This window comes from Brevundimonas sp. DS20, from assembly GCF_001310255.1.
Classification (GTDB): Bacteria; Pseudomonadota; Alphaproteobacteria; order Caulobacterales; family Caulobacteraceae; genus Brevundimonas; species Brevundimonas aurantiaca.
This window is the reverse complement of record NZ_CP012897.1, coordinates 914,995-931,212: the sequence shown is the minus strand read 5'-3', so window position 1 is coordinate 931,212 and position 16,218 is coordinate 914,995. Positions and strand designations below refer to the sequence as shown.

The window sequence follows — 16,218 nt, the reverse complement described above, 5'->3', positions numbered from 1 at the left end:
ACGGCACATAGCCGACTATGACATTACACCTACGATATCGCGCTCAGTTTCCATCGGCGCACCAAATTCAAGCTGACCCAGAGTCCATGAAATCCATCTGCATCGACGGCTTCAACATCGCTCTATCACAGGGGTCAGGTATTGCCACGTATGGTCGAAACCTCCTGGAGAACGTGCGATCCGTAGGCATGGGAACACAGGTTTTATATGGACCTAAATCTCCCAAGAGACGGAATCAGGTCCTTAGCGAGGCAATGTTAGTCGATGCGGAGCGGCCGGCGACTAAACTTTCTCGCAAGGAGAAATCAGTCCGCATGCGCCGGACCCTCCTCTCAAGGTTTGGTCGCACGGCCGACCCCATACAACCATCCGGCGAGGTAATATGGCCGTCACGTTCCGGCGGACGTCCATCCGCAGACTATTTCTGGTCTAGCCAGGAAATTTTTTTCCATTCAATACGATGCTTCCAAACCTATAAAGCAGTAACGCCTCTTCGTTTTCAGCATAATAAATCCTCACCCACGCCTGATGTAATGCATTGGACAACGCCCCTCCCCTTGTACGCAAAAGGAGTTCCAAACATATATACTTTCCACGACCTGATACCCATTCGATTACCTCACGCCACCCTTGACGACAAATCAGTATTCATGAGCCTATGCCAAGAAGTGGTTAAACGGGCCGATCATATCGCGGTGGTGTCGGAGGCGACCCGGCAGGACGTAATTCGCATTCTTGGCGTCCCTGAAGATCGAGTCACCAATACGTACCAGGCCGTCAAAATACCCGATCACCTTGCCACACGCTCGCAAGAAGAAGTCGCGACTGAACTAGAAGGGGTTTTTGGACTCGAATGGAAGCAGTACTTCCTTCATTTTGGCGCAGTAGAACCTAAGAAAAACTTGGGTAGAATTGTAGAATCTTACCTCTCTTCAGGCGTTTCGACGCCGCTGATTTTGATAGGCGGTCGTGCCTGGCTTGACGAACCCGAGACGGCCCTTCTACGTCAAATCAAGGCGGACGGCGGACCCAACGCCGCCCGAATTCGCCAATACGAGTACATGCCGTTCTCGATGTTGATCTCGTTGATACGTGGCGCAAAAGCCACTCTGTTTCCGTCGCTTTTTGAAGGATTTGGACTCCCCGTTCTGGAGTCAATGGCGCTGTCCACCGCCGTTCTGACCTCTACGGGAGGAAGCCTCCCGGAAGTCGCGGGAAAGGCTGCTATAATCGTCGATCCATACGATGTTCAAGCAATGACTCGAGGCATCCAAGCGTTAGATGCTGATCGGGATCTTCGCACCGAACTGGAAAGGGCGGGCTTACTTCAGGCGGCTCAGTTCTCTCCCCAAGCCTATCAAGCACGGCTAAGCGACCTCTACTCCAAGGTGGGGGTAACGACCTAATTGACCGGCTAAAAATCGCCTATAACTTTCTCGGCCACAACGCTGAGACGGCATCGTCAAAGAACCGACCGCAATCAGCAAAACTATCTCCCCGCCTTCTCTTTGCCGAGTGAAGCTGCTACCTCCGTCGGCATCCTTCCCTACCTCAGAAGAAATTCATGCTGCCAGATACTTTCAAAGACCCAAACGTCTGCATCATAGGGCTTGGCTACGTTGGATTGACGTTGGCGGTGGCGATGGCCGAAGCCGGTTTCTCCGTAGAAGGCGTGGAGCGTGACCAGAAGGTTCTGGATGCGCTCGCCACAGGTAGGGCTCATTTCAGCGAAGCGGGCCTCGACTCCGTACTGGCGGATCAGATTGCGGCCGGCCGCTTCAGCTTCAACAAGGGGATAAAAAAAGACACCAAGGCCACGGTCTTCATCGTTACCGTCGGCACTCCGGTAGGCAACGATAAGCGGACTCAGTTCGCTGGCCTCATGGCCGTCACGAATATGATCGCTGATGTTCTGAAAGATGGAGATTTGGTCATATTGCGGTCTACGGTGCGTATCGGTACGAGCCGGGACACCGTTAAGCCGATCCTCGACGCGACGGGCCGCAATTACCAGTTGGCTTTTTGCCCAGAACGCACACTTGAAGGCAAGGCGCTTGTGGAACTGCGCAGCCTCCCTCAAATTGTGGGTGGCGTTGACGCCGCATCCACCTTCCGCGCCAGCCAAATCTTTTCTTTCCTAACCCCGTCGGTCGTTCGCGTGAACGATCTAGAGACGGCGGAAATGGTTAAGTTGGTCAATAATACTCAGCGCGATTTCGTCTTTGCTTTTGCAAACGAGGTGGCCGCAATGTGCGACGCCGTGGGAATATCCGCCAAGGAAGTCATCGATGCAGGCAATCTGGGCTACCCGCGAGCCAACCTTCCGCTGCCAGGTCCGGTCGGCGGTCCTTGCCTTGAAAAGGACCCCTACATTCTCGCGGAAGGTTTGGAGCGGTACGGTTTCGTCCCATCGCTAAGTCTTGCCGGCCGACGTTGGAACGAATCGCTGCCCACTCGCGTCGCCGCTGAAGTCTCTCGCGAATTTGAGCGGATCGCGAAACGATCAGCACGGAAGGTGGTGATCGCCGGCGTCGCCTTCAAAGGCCGCCCGGCCACCAGCGACTTACGGGGCACATTGGCAGCCCCCCTCATCGACGCTCTCCGGGCCGAGTTCCCCGACGCTACGCTCTTTGGATGGGACGCGGTTGCTTCAGAGGAAGACGTCGCGACGCTTGGCGTAGAAACATCAACATCTCTAGAAGCAGCCTTCGCTGAGGCGGATGTTGTCGTTGTTCAAAATAACCATGAAGTCTTCGGCCGTATGAATATCGGCTCGCTCGCCAGCAGCATGGCGAACGACGGTATAATTTACGACCTTTGGAATCAGCACAATGCTCGGCATTTGCAGCTGCCGAACCGCGTCACCTATCGCGGTCTCGGCGCACTGAACCTCAACATCGAGGCCCGTTGACATGACCACCTGCCTAGTCACCGGCGCCGCCGGTTTCCTCGGTTTTCACCTTGCGCGCGCTTTGTCTGCTCGAGAGGGATTCGAAGTCATCTGCGTAGACAACTTCGCCCGCGGTGAAAACGACGCCCACTATGATGCGTTGACAGCTCGCCCCAACGTGAAGCGTCTAGACGTTGATTTGACGGATCCGTCTGCTTGCGATGCGCTGCCAGATGCGGATTACGTGTATCACTTGGCGGCGCTTAACGGTACGCAGAACTTCTACGAGCGTCCAATGGCCGTAATCAAGGGGTGCACATTACCTACAATCTATCTGGCGGAACGCTATGGGCGGTCACCGCAAATGAAGCGTTTTGTGTATGCGGGGACCAGCGAATCTTACGCCTCGACGGTAACTCGCTTCGGCTGGCCTGTCCCGACCGGTGAAGACGTCCCGTTAGGCCTGGATGATGTCATGAACCCGCGCTGGTCCTATGCCGGTTCGAAAATGCACGGGGAAGTCGTCACCGCTCAGGCTGGACGGACCTACGGCTTTCCTTTCTCCATCATTCGGTACCACAACGCCTATGGCCCCCGCATGGGCGACAAGCATGTCGTTCCTGACTTCTACGCCCGCATGCGTGAGGGACGTTACGAACTGTTCGGCTACGAGGACACCCGGTCTTTTCTATATGTGGACGACTCTGTACGCGCGACGATTATGGTCGCCGAAGCGGACGCTGCCGCAGGCGAAATCATCAATATCGGCGGGGCCGAAGAAATAACCATGCTTGAGCTCGGCCAACGCATGCTTCGTCAAGAAGGTGTAGCCGAAGACATCACTCTCCATCCTTCGCCAGCCGGCAGCGTCAAGCGACGCGCTCCCGACGTATCTAAGCTCAAGCACCTTACAGGTTTCAACGAGCGTATATCTATGGCGGACGGCTTAAAAGCCACGTCCGATTTCTATTTGCGCGATGAACTCGCTGACGCGCTCAATCCGCTCAATGAGTACAAGGTTTGATGTCGTGAAGTCCCCGATCAGACAGGCCGCAAAGGCCGCCAAGGTCATCTCTCCCATGGACACCAGCTTTCGAAAGCATGTCCAAGCGGCGGACAAGGCTCGCGATGCCGGTGATCTCGTCGGCGCGATCGCTGGCTACCGCAGTGCCATATCGGTTCGTGAAGACCAAGCCGGGGTTTGGGTCCAGTTGGGCAATATGCTCAAGGATATTGGCAGCCACGAGGAAGCAGAGTCCGCATATCGCACGGCGCTTCGCCTACGCCCCAACCATTCGGACACCTATCTTCAACTGGGGCATCTGATGAAGCTGGCTGGCCGCCCCAACGATGCCCAAGCAAACTATGAGACGGCGCTTAGCCTTGATAAGGACAACCTGCACGCCTTCGTCGCCTTGGCGGATCTACAACCGAGCTCAAAAGTTCTGAACGAAGTCAGCACCAGCACCTTCACCATGCCTGAACGCATCGAAATCCAGGAACTTCTTAGAGCGTTGAAGGCAAAGCACGCAGAGGGTTTTGCTCTCTTCCAAGACCCCGTCTTTCGTGCCCCGACACGCCGATAATCCAGAGATATTCACATGACCACTCGCACTAATCTGGCGACTCTGTGCAAGGTGGATCCACTTTTTAAGGATTCACCCATTCCACTGACCGCCCATATGTGGGCTACGTGGCATCGATACGATATGCGAGATCGTTTTCACCTGAATTCGGATCGCGATCGGCTGTCATTCATTGTTTGGTATCTACTGGAATACGTGCCGGGCCGGCCGTTCGATTTGCCGCGCATAGATGACTCCCTGATTCAAGTTTTGAATAAGCCCGTCAGCGCCTTTGGCCCCATGACGACATTCTTGCATGAAGTTTGGCGAACGCGATTTAGACACGACGAGCAGTTCAACATCTATACTGAGATCGGGTATCTCCGTTTCTCCAGTTTGGTTATTTATGAGCTGGCATCCTCAGTTCTCGTGAGGCCATTGGTGCCACAAGCGCTGGTCGCAGCACTAAACGCCCCAGATACCTATGACGGGAGGCACTATTCTTCCAAGGGCGCTCGTGCGCACCACGATCGTGTCGATATATATCGGTCTCGTTACAACTGGGCAGATTGGCGCGAGCGGGAAGCGTTTAACCTCGACTTGATTGTCCATAGTTTCGTTCGCGATGGGAATGATCTTGGGGTTGCTCCAGAAGTCATCGCCTATTGGGCAGCTCCTGCGGCACGGGCGGAACGACGTGTCAGCCGCTTCATGCTGATCCTGGCCATGATGACCGAGCGATTTGCTTTCAACGATCCAGCCGAAGCCCTGAGGCAAGCGGATGCGATCGTTAGCTGGTTTGCCAAAGATGTTCTTCCAAGATTCCCTCGGATGAAAATTCTCGCACCGGATGTCGAAACAGCGGATGTTGAGAGCATTGAACAAGATCAGATTCGGCAACGTCTCAAGACGCAGTATGGGGTCGATTATCTTCCTGGCGACAAGGAGGAAGATATCGATATTCTGTTGATCGGCCCCTTCTCGGCCGCGTCGGGCTTGGGTACCGGCACCCGTCGGTCGGTGAATGCGCTTCAAACTCTGGGCTGTCGGCTGAGGGTTATGAACTTTATGTTCGATAATCCGTCGGCGCCGCTGGAGTCCGTACCTAAAGAGCTCCACTATCGTGGCGAAAGGCCCAAGTTAACGCTTTGGCACTATAATGCCGAGTTTCTTTCTGAAGCCATCGCGACGATACCGATGTTCATTAACAAGGAACGGAACGTCGGATATTTCTTCTGGGAAACAGAAGCCATGCCGGTCAATCACCAACTTGGTTGTGACATGGTCGATGAAATTTGGGCGCCCAGCGAGTTCGTAAAGGACTGCTACAGTGAAAAGGGCGTCCCAGTTGTCAATGTAGGAACTTCGGTCGATCTTCCTGTACTGAAGCGCCATTTCAGCCGTTCGGACCTCGGATTGGAACGTGACGAGTTCATCGTTATGTTCTCTTTCGATTCCTACTCTGTCATCCACCGGAAGAACCCAGCCGCGGTAGTACGCGTCTTCCTCAAGGCCTTCCCCGAAGGATCCGAGAAGGCCCGGTTGATCATAAAAACGCAGAACTTCTCCAACAATCACTGGAACGCTATTAACGGCCGCGGCGAAGAGCTGATGGAGCTTGTGGACTCGGATCCTCGAGTGTCGTTAGTGAATAGAACCATGACGCTGGATGAGCTTTATTCGCTCAAGAAGGAAGTTGACTGCTATATCAGTCTGCATCGATCGGAAGGGTTCGGTTACGGCCCCGCGGAGGCCATGGCCTTGGGTAAGCCGGTGATCATGACGAACTACTCAGCCAACGCCGAGTTTGCTGGCGTTGACGCCTGTTATTTGGTGGATGCCCACCAAGTTCCCGTCCTTCAGCGCGAGTACCTTTACTGGCGTCCAGAAATGACCTGGGCCGAGGTAGATGTAGACCAGGCAGCCGCATTCATTCGCCATGTCTATGAGAATCCTGAACAGGCCAAGAAGGTCGGAGAGAACGCGAAGACGCATATCGCAGAGAACTTCGGGCGAAAGGCTCTTGCCGAGAACTATCGCCGTCGCTTGGTCGAACTTGGAATGATGTAGGAAGGCTTAAACGGACGCCTGACCTGCCTCTGAGAGTTTCCACGCGACGCCACCGTCCGGACCTCGAGAGGGCGGATATGAAGCGGACGAGATTACGGAAGAGCAGATCAACGGGATTCTTCGGGAACGAGGCTGGAGCCAAGGCGGGCGAGTTGGCGCGCTAGCACTGCATGTCGGAAGGCATCACCTACGCCTGCCAAGTTCGGCGGAATGCGCGTGTCGAACGCCCGACGCCTGTGGACGCTGGCAGATAGCACGCCAAACTCAAACGGCTGCTGGCCGCCGCCATCTTGCAGAAGGCGACGCTGCGGGGTCTACTCTCGGAATGGTAAAGTCTGACGTGACCCCCGTTTCTCATCCAGCCATAACGAGAGTCCTAGGTTGATCTGAGCTGTGATCGGCTGGGTTGGCAAGAGGCCGGTCTGCGCAGCCATCAACCAGCGCAGCAGGCCGGCCGATGTGTCCGGTGAGCGCTTCTGCATAAGCCTGCGGCGTCAGCCACCCGAGCTTCGAGTGCGGACGCTGCTCGTTGTAATCGCGTCGCCACGCCTCCAGCACGGCGCGAGCGTGCGGCAGCGAGCGGAACAGCGTCTCGTTCAGCAGCTCGTCACGCAGCCGCCCGTTGAAGCTTTCGTTGAAGCCGTTCTGCTGGGGCTTGCCCGGCGCGATGTAGTGCCAGCCGACGCCGGTGTCGTCGGCCCAGGCCAGGACCGCGTTCGAGGTGTACTCCGTGCCGTTGTCGCTGACGATGGTGTCGGGCCGCCCTCGCTGCCGGATGACGGCGTCCAACTCCCGCACGACCCGCGCGCCCGACAGCGAGGTGTCGGCCACCAGCGCCAGGCACTCGCGCGTACAGTTATCGATCACCGTCAGGATGCGGAAGCGCCGCCCGTCCGTCAGCTGGTCTGCGACGAAGTCCAGCGACCAGCGCTGGTTGGGCGCCAGCGGCAGGTCCAGCGGTCGCCGCGTGCCCATCGCTCGCTTCCGGCCGCCGCGCCGGCGCACCGTCAGTTGCTCGTCGCGATAGATCCGCTGGACCCGTTTCCTGTTGACCGCATGGCCCTCGCGCCGCAGCAGCACGTGCAGGCGACGATAGCCGAACCGTCGACGTTCCTGGGCCAGGGCCTTCAGCCGGTCGCGCAGAGCGCCGTCGTCCGGGCGCGTCGCCTGATAGCGCACGCTCGTCCGATCGACGCCCAGAACACGGCACGCCCGCCTTTCGCTCATCTCGTAGGCGGCCTGCAGATGGCCAGCCGCCTCGCGATAGCCGGCGGGCGTCACCACTTTTTTCCCAGCAGGTCCTTCAGGGCCACGTTGTCCAGCATCGCGTCCGCCAGCATCCGCTTCAGCCGGGCGTTCTCATCCTCGAGCGCCTTGAGCCGCCGAGCCTCCGACACGTCGAGCCCGCCAAACTTGGCCTTCCATTTGTAAAAGGTCGCCGAGCTGACCCCGTGGCGTCGGCACACCTCCGCCGTCGCTACACCGGCCTCCTGCTCCCGCAGGATCCCGATGATCTGCTCTTCCGTGAACCTCGATCGCTTCATTCTGTCCGTCCTTCGTTGGGCGGACTCTAGCTATTCCTGGAGGAGTTTCAGGGGGTCACGTCAGCTCCAGCGCTGGTTGGGCCCGTTTGGCAGGGCCATGGGCGCACGGGTTCCGGTGGCGCGCCTCGGCCCCGTCGTCGCCGCACCGCCAGGCCTTCCTCCCGATAGAGCCGGAACAGCCGCTTCTTGTTCATGCTGACGCCATCCCGTTCCAACAGGATGCCCAAGCGCCAGTAGCCGAACCGCCGGCGCTCGGCCGCCAGGCTGCGCAGCCGCTCGCGCACCTCCGCGTCGCCCGGTTCAGGCTCGTGACGCACCGTCTTGGGATCGATCTAAACCAGCCCGCAGGCGCGCTTTTGGGAGAAGCCGCGCTCCGCCATCAGGCGAAGCACGGCCGCTATGCGCGCTGCAGGCCCGATCAGTTTTTTCCCAGAAGATCGTTCAGCGCCGAACGTCCAGCATCGACTCCGCCAGCAGCTTTTTGAGCCGCCGGTTCTCGTCCTCCAGCGCCTTCAGCTTCGTCGCGTCCGACACCGACATGCCGCTGTATTTCGCCTTCCACCAATGGAGGGTCTGCTCGCTGATCCCATGCCGACGACAAACCTCCGCCGTCGGGCTCCCTGCCTCCTGCTCCCGCAACACGCCGAGGATCTGCCCTTCGTTGAACCTGCTCTTCTTCACGTCCGTCTCCTTGATGAAACGGACTCTCACTCAAAACAAGGGATCAGGAAGGGAGCACCTCACCTCCTTTGCTCCGCCACTGGCGTAACACCCCAACTAGGCGATCTTTTCAACTTCAGCCCCGTCGAATGCAAACCACCCATCCAGCGCGCTCGCGGTTAGTATGACGCGACACTCTACCTCTTGGGGTTCGTTCAATCGCGTCTCAATAACCGCTTCGTAACGCCCTCCGCCATTGCCAGGTGTCAGATCGTAGGTGGCGAAGCCTCCCCCGCCCCACTCTAGGCGAAGCCACTGCTTAGCAGCCACGTCGTCGCAGCGAAAAAAGACTGTTATTCGCCATAAACCCGGCGGTAGGTGAAAATACGGACCAAACACCAGATGCCGGGCCCGACCGACCAACTCCATCTCGTTAAGCCGCGATCGTAGATGAGCGCCTCTCTGGTCGAGATTAAATAACGCACACGGCCAGAATGCCTTGGCCCCAATTTTTGGTGCCCCTCCACGATACAGTCCTAATGCCTGTTCAACAGTCTCATGTTGAGTGTGAGTTGCTGGCTGTACCAGTTCAACACCATTGGGTAAAATCGGACACAGGCTCTGAGGCGAAAGTTCGACTAGTGGGACCTGGTGAACGCTTAGGTTACTCAACCTAGCGAGGACCGCCGTTTTCTCCCTGATTTTTGCTTGAAGAGCATCTGTAGATCCGTCGTCCCCTGCCCCACAATATAGCGTGGGCCAGAGAATAAGCCGCGGTTGCTGGGCGTTCTCAAAGAAATCGATGTCGCTCGTCGGCAAATAATTAGCACGGCGTATTTGCTCTGCCCAAAACTCAAATTGTGGAGACGATTCAACATACACAAGACAAGCTGTGCTCGCCATTTCGCTTCCATCCATCACGAAGCGCGAAGCCATTTGTAAACGTCGATTGCCTCTTCAATATCGTCGAACTGTCGCGCCACTCCGCTTTCGACTATGATCGCTTTTTCACAGTGCTGAGCGATTAACCCCATATCATGGGACGCCATCATAAACGCACGATCCCGCCGGCGTTCAAAAAGCTCAACTCGACATTTATCCTGAAACCGACTATCGCCCACAGCCACTAACTCGTCGATTAGGTAACAGTCGAACTCAATCGCAAGCGAGAGACCAAACGCTAAGCGAGCCCTCATTCCAGACGAGTAATATTTCACCGGCTCACTCAACGATCGTCCAAGCTCTGCAAACTCATCGACGAGCGCATAGGTAGTGGAGAAATCTCGGTCGTAAAGACGGGCGAGAAACCTAATGTTATCTAAACCGCTGAGGCTGCCTTGGAAGCCGCCGCCAAATCCAATCGGCCAGGACTGCTTCATAAACCAACGTATTCGGCCACTAGTCGGAGGAAGGATCCCCCCCAAAAGTCGGATTAAGGTGGATTTTCCCTGCCCGTTACGACCGAGTATAGCTAGGCGCCCGTTACGCTCGACGTCAAAGTGTAGGCTATTGAACGTCGCCGTCTTCGCAGTCCTGTAACGCATGCCAAGATTTTCAACGCGCAGTCCAATCTGCGGCTGTTCGGGTTGCGTCATTCTTGTCGATGCTCGCGAATTCCGGCCCAGATCAACCACCCGACTGCATAAGCCAAAAACGCGCTCCCGAACACTATAAGAATCGCCTTTAGGCGGCGCGGCTCTTGGGGCGAATCAGGAAGAGCGGGGGAGACTATACGCTCCAGAAAGAGCTTCTGTCGGCGCGCCTCCTGCTGCGCGGAAACTAGATTCGCGGTGGCCTGCGCAAGTTCCTGATCTGCGATTTCCCGCTGCAAAACCAACTGATCATAGGCACCGATCTGTGGTGCAATTGAAGAGGAACGACCAGCAATCTTCTCTCTTTCGACCTCCAACTGTTGGCGATAGGCCACGATCCGAGCGTCAATAGATGAAATTTGAGGACTCTCTGGCGCTTGGCTCGCCAATTGGGCGCGTTCCGCCTCAAGCTGGGCTAAGGTCGCCATCAACGAGCCGACGAGTTGAACGCTTTCTGCGGCTACACGCGCAGGATCCACGATCCGCTCTCGGTTGCGGAAATTCGTGAGTTGCGCCTGCGCTTTTGAGACATTCTCTTGCGCCTCGTCCCGTGCTCGCGTCGCTTCGAGAACGGCATTCACCGCCGCACGCTCATTTAATCGATTCACTAGGGCTTCCCCTCCCCTGAGAAGAGCCTCGTTCAAGCGTTTGGCGTCACGGGCATTGAATGCTTGAACGCGCAAGGTGCTAATGCCGGTCGTCGAATCGTACCCCACCGTTACGAACCGTTCGAAGGCCTTTTGCAGTTCTTCAGAGTTCTGACTCTCCCCCAAACGCGGATACCGCGACAAAAAGTCCGCCGACGGAGGGCCCATGACTCGCTCTAGATCGATGGTCCTTTTAAGGTCCGAAATGCTTTCAGCTGAAGTGATATACTCGTGGACAGCAAAGGCGTCAGTCTGACTTGGACCGACCCCCACACTTTGAAGCGCGACTCCGAGGGAGGACGGGAGGCGCTGCGTGTCCAGCGACCTGACAACGAACCGCGCTTCGGAAACGTACCGCGGAGAAGCGATCAGTAAAAAATACGCAGCTGCGACAAGGGTGGGCAAAACAACCACTAAAAAGAATGGCCATGGTACACGTTTCAAGTACGCAGGCCTATTGCTTCCAAGAATGCTATCTTGAAGCGGCCCGAGATATCGGAGGTGGGATTGAGACATCAAATTTCCAAGGTCCGAAATGCTGACACGCCTATTCAATATCCACCTTGTCGCGCGCGCCAGCCAACAAGATCATACCAACGAAATTCAGTATGAAGCCCCACAGGACTGCATACCATGGATCAAAGTGCGTGGGCGTGAATTCCCCAAAAACGCCAGCACGTATCATTTCAATCGGATGAGGAAACGGCAGCAACAGAAACTGATCCCGATAAGCGGCAGGTATCCAATCGACCATGAAGAAGGCCCCGGAAATCGGGATCAATGCATACGATAGGACAGGAACCAAGCGCTCCATCACCTCAAACCGTATAGACAGCGCCGCAAGCGTTATGGCCAAGCCCATACCCAGCCAATTCATAATGAGCCAGCCCAGGTACAGAAGACCTGGGTCTTTCGGTAGCGCCACCTGACCGAGAAGCATGAGAATAACGTACACCACAATAAAGGCCGCGGTGGCACCAAGACCTTCTAAAATATTTCGTGCCAAATAAAGGTGGAGCACTTTTATTTGTCTGTGATGAAGAAGCCCTATATTTGCTTGCAAAGCACCCATACTGAAGCTGATCTGATGTCGCAAAAGCAAAAGAGACATGTACCCGGTCATAACAAATGGGCCAAGCCTTACCCCGTGCTCGTACTCAGGCTTGATGATCGACCACATGACCAACACGCCCAGGCAAAACAAAAGAGGCTCGCCGATGAGCCAGAAAAATCCCAACCCCTCACGACCAAATCGAGTCACGATTTCGCGCATCATCAACGCATGAATGATGCGGCGATTTCGCTTCGCTAAATTGATCACGCTCATGAGGAACGGGTGCTCGCCATCTTCGCCGTGAGCGTGACCAAGGCCGCCCAGCCCGATTTGGCGGGGAACATAGACCGGTTCGCGTTCAGTGCAAGCACCCCAAGTCTTGGGCGCCTTAAAGATTCAACAGCGCCGGATCGCCCCCCTGGGCGGCGATGTTCACGCTGATCGCCTTTTCCGCCGCATAGCGGATCAGGCTGTTCGGTCCGCCGGCCTTGGGGCCCGTTCCGGACAGCCCCTCGCCGCCGAAGGGCTGGACGCCGACGACGGCGCCGGTGATGGAGCGGTTGACGTAGACGTTGCCGGCGGGGACCAGGGCCGTCACCTCGGCGGCGAAGGCTTCGATACGGCTGTGGACGCCCAGGGTCAGGCCATAGCCGCGCGCGGCTAGGCGCGAGGCGACCGATTGCAGCTCGGACGGCTCGTAGCGGTAGATGTGCAGGATGGGCCCGAACACCTCGCGCTCCAGGAAGTCAGGCGTGGGGATTTCGGCGATGGTGGGGGCGAAGAGATCGCCCTTTTCCGAACCCAGCGGCAGGGCGGCGCGGGCGATCACCTTGGCTTCGCGGGCCAGACGTTCGACGTGGGCCTCCAGGGCGCGGCGCGATTCGGAGTCGATGACGGGGCCGATGTCGGTCTTGGGATCGGCGGGGTCGCCGACGGTCTGGACCGCCAGGGCGCCCTTCAGCCCCTCGATCAGGGCGTCGGCCGACTCCTTGGGCGCATAGAGGATGCGCAGGGCCGAGCAACGCTGGCCGGCCGAGCCGAAGGCGGACTGGATCACGTCGTCGATCACCTGCTCCTTTAGGGCCGTGGTGTCGATGAACATGCCGTTCAGTCCGCCGGTCTCGGCGATGAAGGGAATGATGGCGCCGGGGCGGGCGGCGATCGACCGGTTGATGGCGCCGGCCGTGTCGGTTCCGCCGGTGAAGGCGACGCCGTCGATCCCCGGATGGGCGACCAGGGCCGCGCCGACCGTCTCGCCGCGCCCAGGAACCAGGGCCAGCAGGTCCGGGTTCAGGCCGGCCTTGTGATACAGGCGCACCGCCTCCGCCGCGATCAGGGGCGTCTGTTCCGCCGGCTTGGCCAGGACGGCGTTGCCGGCGGCCAGGGCGGCGGCGATCTGGCCGGTGAAGATGGCCAGGGGGAAGTTCCACGGGCTGATGCAGGCGAAGACGCCGCGCCCGTGCAGGATCAGCTGGTTGGTCTCGCCGGTCGGTCCCTTCAGGGTCTGGGGCGCGGCGAAGTCGCGCTCGGCCAGCAGGGCGTAGTATCGGCAGAAGTCGGCGGCCTCGCGCACCTCGGCGACGCCGTCGTTCAGGGTCTTGCCGGCTTCGCGGCTGAGCAGGGCGACCAGTCGGTCCAGATCGGCTTCCAGGGCGTCGGCCATGGCGCGAAGGACGACGGCGCGTTTGGCTCCGCCTTGGCGGTCCCAATCGATCTGGGCGCGGCCGGCGGCTTCGACGGCGGCGTCTATGTCTGTGCTCGTCGCTTCCGAAACATGGCCCAGCACCTGGGACCGGTCGAACGGATTGGTCACCGCCTGAGGGTCGATCCCGGCGCGCAGCTTGCCGCCGATGATCGGGCCGGAGGTCAGCTTCTCGCGGTCGACCGTCTCCAGCGCCTTGGCATGGGCTTCGCGGTCGGCGGCCTGGGAATAGTCGCGGCCGAGGGAGTTCTGACGATCGCCGTACATGTCTTTGGGAACCGGAATCTTGGGGTGGCGGTCGGGCGCCTGCTCGACCAGGGAGATGGGATCGGCCGCGACGGCCGAGGCGGGCACCCGCTCGTCGAGCAGGGCGTGGACGAAGGAGGAGTTGGCGCCGTTTTCCAGCAGGCGCCGCACCAGATAGGGTAGAAGCTCCTCATGTCCGCCGACCGGAGCATAGGCGCGAACGATGACGGTCTCGTCCTTCCACGCCTCCTGCGCCGCGTCGTAAAGAGCCTCGCCCATGCCGTGCAGCCGTTGATGCTCGACGGCGACGCCGCGATCCCGCGCCATGCGGCGGACGGCGGCTAGGGTATGGGCGTTGTGGCTGGCGAACTGGGAATAGAGGGCCGGCGCCGCCTCGATCATGGCGCGGGCGCAGACCAGATAGTTCAGATCGGTCGCCGCCTTGGTGGTGAAGACCGGGTAGTCGGTGCGGCCGAAGACCTGGGCGCGCTTGATCTCCGTGTCCCAATAGGCGCCCTTGACGAGGCGCACCATCAGCCGGCGACCCGAGCGGCGGGCCAGGTCGGCGACCCGCTCAATCGTCTCCAGCCCGCGCTTCTGATAGGCCTGAACCGCCAGGCCCAGGCCGGTCCAGCCGCCCAGGCTGGGTTCGTGCGCCAGCCGATCCAGCAGCTTCAGCGATAGGGCCAGGCGGTCCGCCTCTTCCGCGTCCATCGTATAGTTGATGTCGTACTTGGCCGCGATCTGGGCCAGGCGCAGGATGCGGGGATAGAGGGTCGCCCAGACGTCGTCCTCGTGCGTCGCCTCATAGCGGGGCGACAGGGCCGACAGTTTCACCGAGACGCCATGACCGTGTTCCGGTCCCTGGCCCTTCGAGGTCTTGCCGACCGCCTCAATGGCGTCGGCGTAGATCTTTTCGTAGCGGTCGGCGTCGGCGACGGTGCGGGCGCCTTCGCCCAGCATGTCGAAGCTGCACAGCCAGCCTTCCTTGTTCGACCGTTTCAGCGCGCCCTGGATAGTGCGGCCGACCACGAACTGCTCACCCATGATCTTGACGGCGGTGGCCACCGCCTGACGGATCACCGGCTCGCCCAGACGACCGGCGATCCGCTTCAGAAAGCCCGGCAGGTCGCTGCGCGCCTGGTCGTCCACATCCACCAGCTTGCCGGTCAGCATCAGACCCCAGGTCGAGGCGTTGACGAACAGGCTGTCGGATTGGCCCAGGTGAGACGCCCAGTCGGCGGATCCGATCTTTTCCGCGATCAGCCGGTCGCGCGTCTCCTCGTCCGGCACGCGCAGCAGGGCCTCGGCCAAGCACATCAGGGCCAGGCCCTCGCGGGTGCCCAGCGAAAACTGCTGCAGGAAGCTTTCGACTACCCCCTGCTTCTTCTGGCTGCGCCGGGCGTGTTCGACCAGGGCCGTCGCCTCCGCCACCACGGCGGCGCGTTCGGCGGCGTCCAGCTGGATGCGCGCCAGATTGTCGGCGACGACCGCGCGCTCGTCGCGGAACTTGTCCCGATCCAGACCGTCCCAGGCGGCCAGGCTCGAAGGCGTGAAGGCGGGCGTGGTCATCGGCGAGAAATCCTGTGGATTTACGCCGTATATGCCGGAGTTCGTTGAAGGTGCTTCGTATGATATGAGGTTGATCCGAATATAATTCGGCGCAAGGGACCGATTTCTGATGATCGATATAGACGCCGTCGACCGCCGCATTCTGCGGGTGCTTCAAACCGATGGCCGCCTGTCCAACGCCGAACTGGCCCGCCAGTGCAACCTGTCGCCGGCCGCCTGTTTCGAGCGGGTCAAGCGGCTGCGCGAGCGCAGGATCATCACCGGCTACGCCGCTTTGGTGGACCCGGCCAAGGTCGGGCGTGACCTGCTGATCTTCGTCGAGGTCCTGCTGGACCGCACCACCGGCGACGTCTTCGAAGCCTTCGCCGCCGCCGTCCGCAGCCAACCGGAGGTGCTGGAGTGCCATATGGTCGCCGGCGGGTTCGACTATCTGATCAAGGCCCGTGTCGGCGACATGGACGCCTATCGCACCTTTTTGGGCGACGTGCTGGTGCGGATGCCCGGCGTGCGGGAAACCCGGACCTATGCGGTGTTGGAAGAGGTGAAATCGACGACGGTGCTGCCGATTTGATATCGGGATATCGAAGTCCGGTAGCCGGCTCCACACGATACAACTGAGAATCGGTAAAAGGCGTGACGGTGGAAAACGATTCCCTTAAAAGGCTTCACCATCTGA

Annotated in this window: 11 protein-coding genes and 2 pseudogenes; 7 read left to right on the top strand and 6 right to left on the bottom strand. The window is 59.0% G+C overall.

The window, feature by feature from the left end; all coding sequences use genetic code 11:
* The first annotated feature begins 17 nt into the window (after positions 1-17).
* The 6 genes and pseudogenes from JL11_RS17105 to JL11_RS18225 all read left to right on the top strand — a co-directional run.
* A complete protein-coding gene (locus tag JL11_RS17105; protein ID WP_082382593.1) occupies positions 18-1,406 on the top strand; it encodes a glycosyltransferase family 4 protein in 1,389 nt (462 codons plus the stop codon).
* 158 nt (positions 1,407-1,564) lie between these two features.
* Positions 1,565-2,911 (top strand): nucleotide sugar dehydrogenase, encoded by a 1,347-nt coding sequence (locus JL11_RS04435; RefSeq protein ID WP_054764588.1) that lies wholly within the window; start codon positions 1,565-1,567, stop codon positions 2,909-2,911.
* Between the two features lies 1 nt (position 2,912).
* On the top strand, positions 2,913-3,914 hold the full coding sequence (locus tag JL11_RS04430) for an NAD-dependent epimerase/dehydratase family protein (RefSeq protein WP_054764587.1): 1,002 nt from the start codon (positions 2,913-2,915) through the stop codon (positions 3,912-3,914).
* A 4-nt stretch (positions 3,915-3,918) separates the two neighbouring features.
* Entirely contained in the window at positions 3,919-4,476 is a 558-nt protein-coding gene (locus JL11_RS04425) for a tetratricopeptide repeat protein (protein ID WP_194167000.1), read from the top strand.
* A gap of 15 nt (positions 4,477-4,491) precedes the next feature.
* Positions 4,492-6,525, top strand: a complete 2,034-nt coding sequence (locus tag JL11_RS04420; RefSeq protein ID WP_082382591.1) for a glycosyltransferase — start codon at positions 4,492-4,494, stop codon at positions 6,523-6,525.
* A 77-nt stretch (positions 6,526-6,602) separates the two neighbouring features.
* Positions 6,603-6,851, top strand: a pseudogene (locus tag JL11_RS18225) (transposase); the annotation flags it as partial.
* 28 nt (positions 6,852-6,879) lie between these two features.
* On the opposite strand, the gene JL11_RS04415 reads toward JL11_RS18225, so the two are convergent.
* The 6 genes and pseudogenes from JL11_RS04415 to putA all read right to left on the bottom strand — a co-directional run bounded on the left by JL11_RS04415 (position 6,880) and on the right by putA (position 15,542).
* A protein-coding gene (locus JL11_RS04415) for an IS3 family transposase (protein ID WP_165906610.1) occupies positions 6,880-8,069 on the bottom strand; the annotation gives its coding sequence in 2 pieces (ribosomal slippage) (positions 6,880-7,817 and positions 7,817-8,069; 1,191 coding nt in all).
* 63 nt (positions 8,070-8,132) lie between these two features.
* Positions 8,133-8,750: pseudogene (locus JL11_RS17860) on the bottom strand (transposase); the annotation flags it as partial.
* Between the two features lie 896 nt (positions 8,751-9,646).
* Positions 9,647-10,324: an ABC transporter ATP-binding protein gene (locus tag JL11_RS04395; RefSeq protein ID WP_156314148.1), complete on the bottom strand. Its 678-nt coding sequence runs from the start codon at positions 10,322-10,324 to the stop codon at positions 9,647-9,649.
* Complete coding sequence (locus JL11_RS04390; RefSeq protein ID WP_227976035.1) at positions 10,321-11,136, bottom strand: hypothetical protein; 816 nt, start codon at positions 11,134-11,136, stop codon at positions 10,321-10,323. Before JL11_RS04390 ends, JL11_RS04395 begins: the two co-directional genes overlap by 4 nt.
* A gap of 379 nt (positions 11,137-11,515) precedes the next feature.
* Positions 11,516-12,295 (bottom strand): ABC transporter permease, encoded by a 780-nt coding sequence (locus tag JL11_RS04385; protein WP_054764582.1) that lies wholly within the window; start codon positions 12,293-12,295, stop codon positions 11,516-11,518.
* A gap of 115 nt (positions 12,296-12,410) precedes the next feature.
* The gene (gene putA / locus JL11_RS04380) at positions 12,411-15,542 is read right to left on the bottom strand and encodes a bifunctional proline dehydrogenase/L-glutamate gamma-semialdehyde dehydrogenase PutA (RefSeq protein WP_054764581.1); all 3,132 of its coding nucleotides are present in this window, start codon (positions 15,540-15,542) and stop codon (positions 12,411-12,413) included.
* Between the two features lie 109 nt (positions 15,543-15,651).
* Between putA and JL11_RS04375 the strand changes: the two genes are divergently transcribed.
* Positions 15,652-16,113, top strand: coding sequence for an Lrp/AsnC ligand binding domain-containing protein (locus JL11_RS04375; protein WP_054764580.1), 462 nt, complete (start codon positions 15,652-15,654; stop codon positions 16,111-16,113).
* The last annotated feature ends 105 nt before the right edge of the window (positions 16,114-16,218 follow it).

Coding starts and splice junctions, on each gene's coding strand:
- JL11_RS04435 (WP_054764588.1), top strand. CDS start 1,565: ATGCTGCCAGATACTTTCAAAGACCCAAACGTCTGCATCATAGGGCTT.
- putA (WP_054764581.1), bottom strand. CDS start 15,542: ATGACCACGCCCGCCTTCACGCCTTCGAGCCTGGCCGCCTGGGACGGT.
- JL11_RS04420 (WP_082382591.1), top strand. CDS start 4,492: ATGACCACTCGCACTAATCTGGCGACTCTGTGCAAGGTGGATCCACTT.
- JL11_RS04390 (WP_227976035.1), bottom strand. CDS start 11,136: ATGGGCCCTCCGTCGGCGGACTTTTTGTCGCGGTATCCGCGTTTGGGG.
- JL11_RS17105 (WP_082382593.1), top strand. CDS start 18: ATGACATTACACCTACGATATCGCGCTCAGTTTCCATCGGCGCACCAA.
- JL11_RS04375 (WP_054764580.1), top strand. CDS start 15,652: ATGATCGATATAGACGCCGTCGACCGCCGCATTCTGCGGGTGCTTCAA.
- JL11_RS04430 (WP_054764587.1), top strand. CDS start 2,913: ATGACCACCTGCCTAGTCACCGGCGCCGCCGGTTTCCTCGGTTTTCAC.
- JL11_RS04385 (WP_054764582.1), bottom strand. CDS start 12,295: ATGAGCGTGATCAATTTAGCGAAGCGAAATCGCCGCATCATTCATGCG.
- JL11_RS04395 (WP_156314148.1), bottom strand. CDS start 10,324: ATGACGCAACCCGAACAGCCGCAGATTGGACTGCGCGTTGAAAATCTT.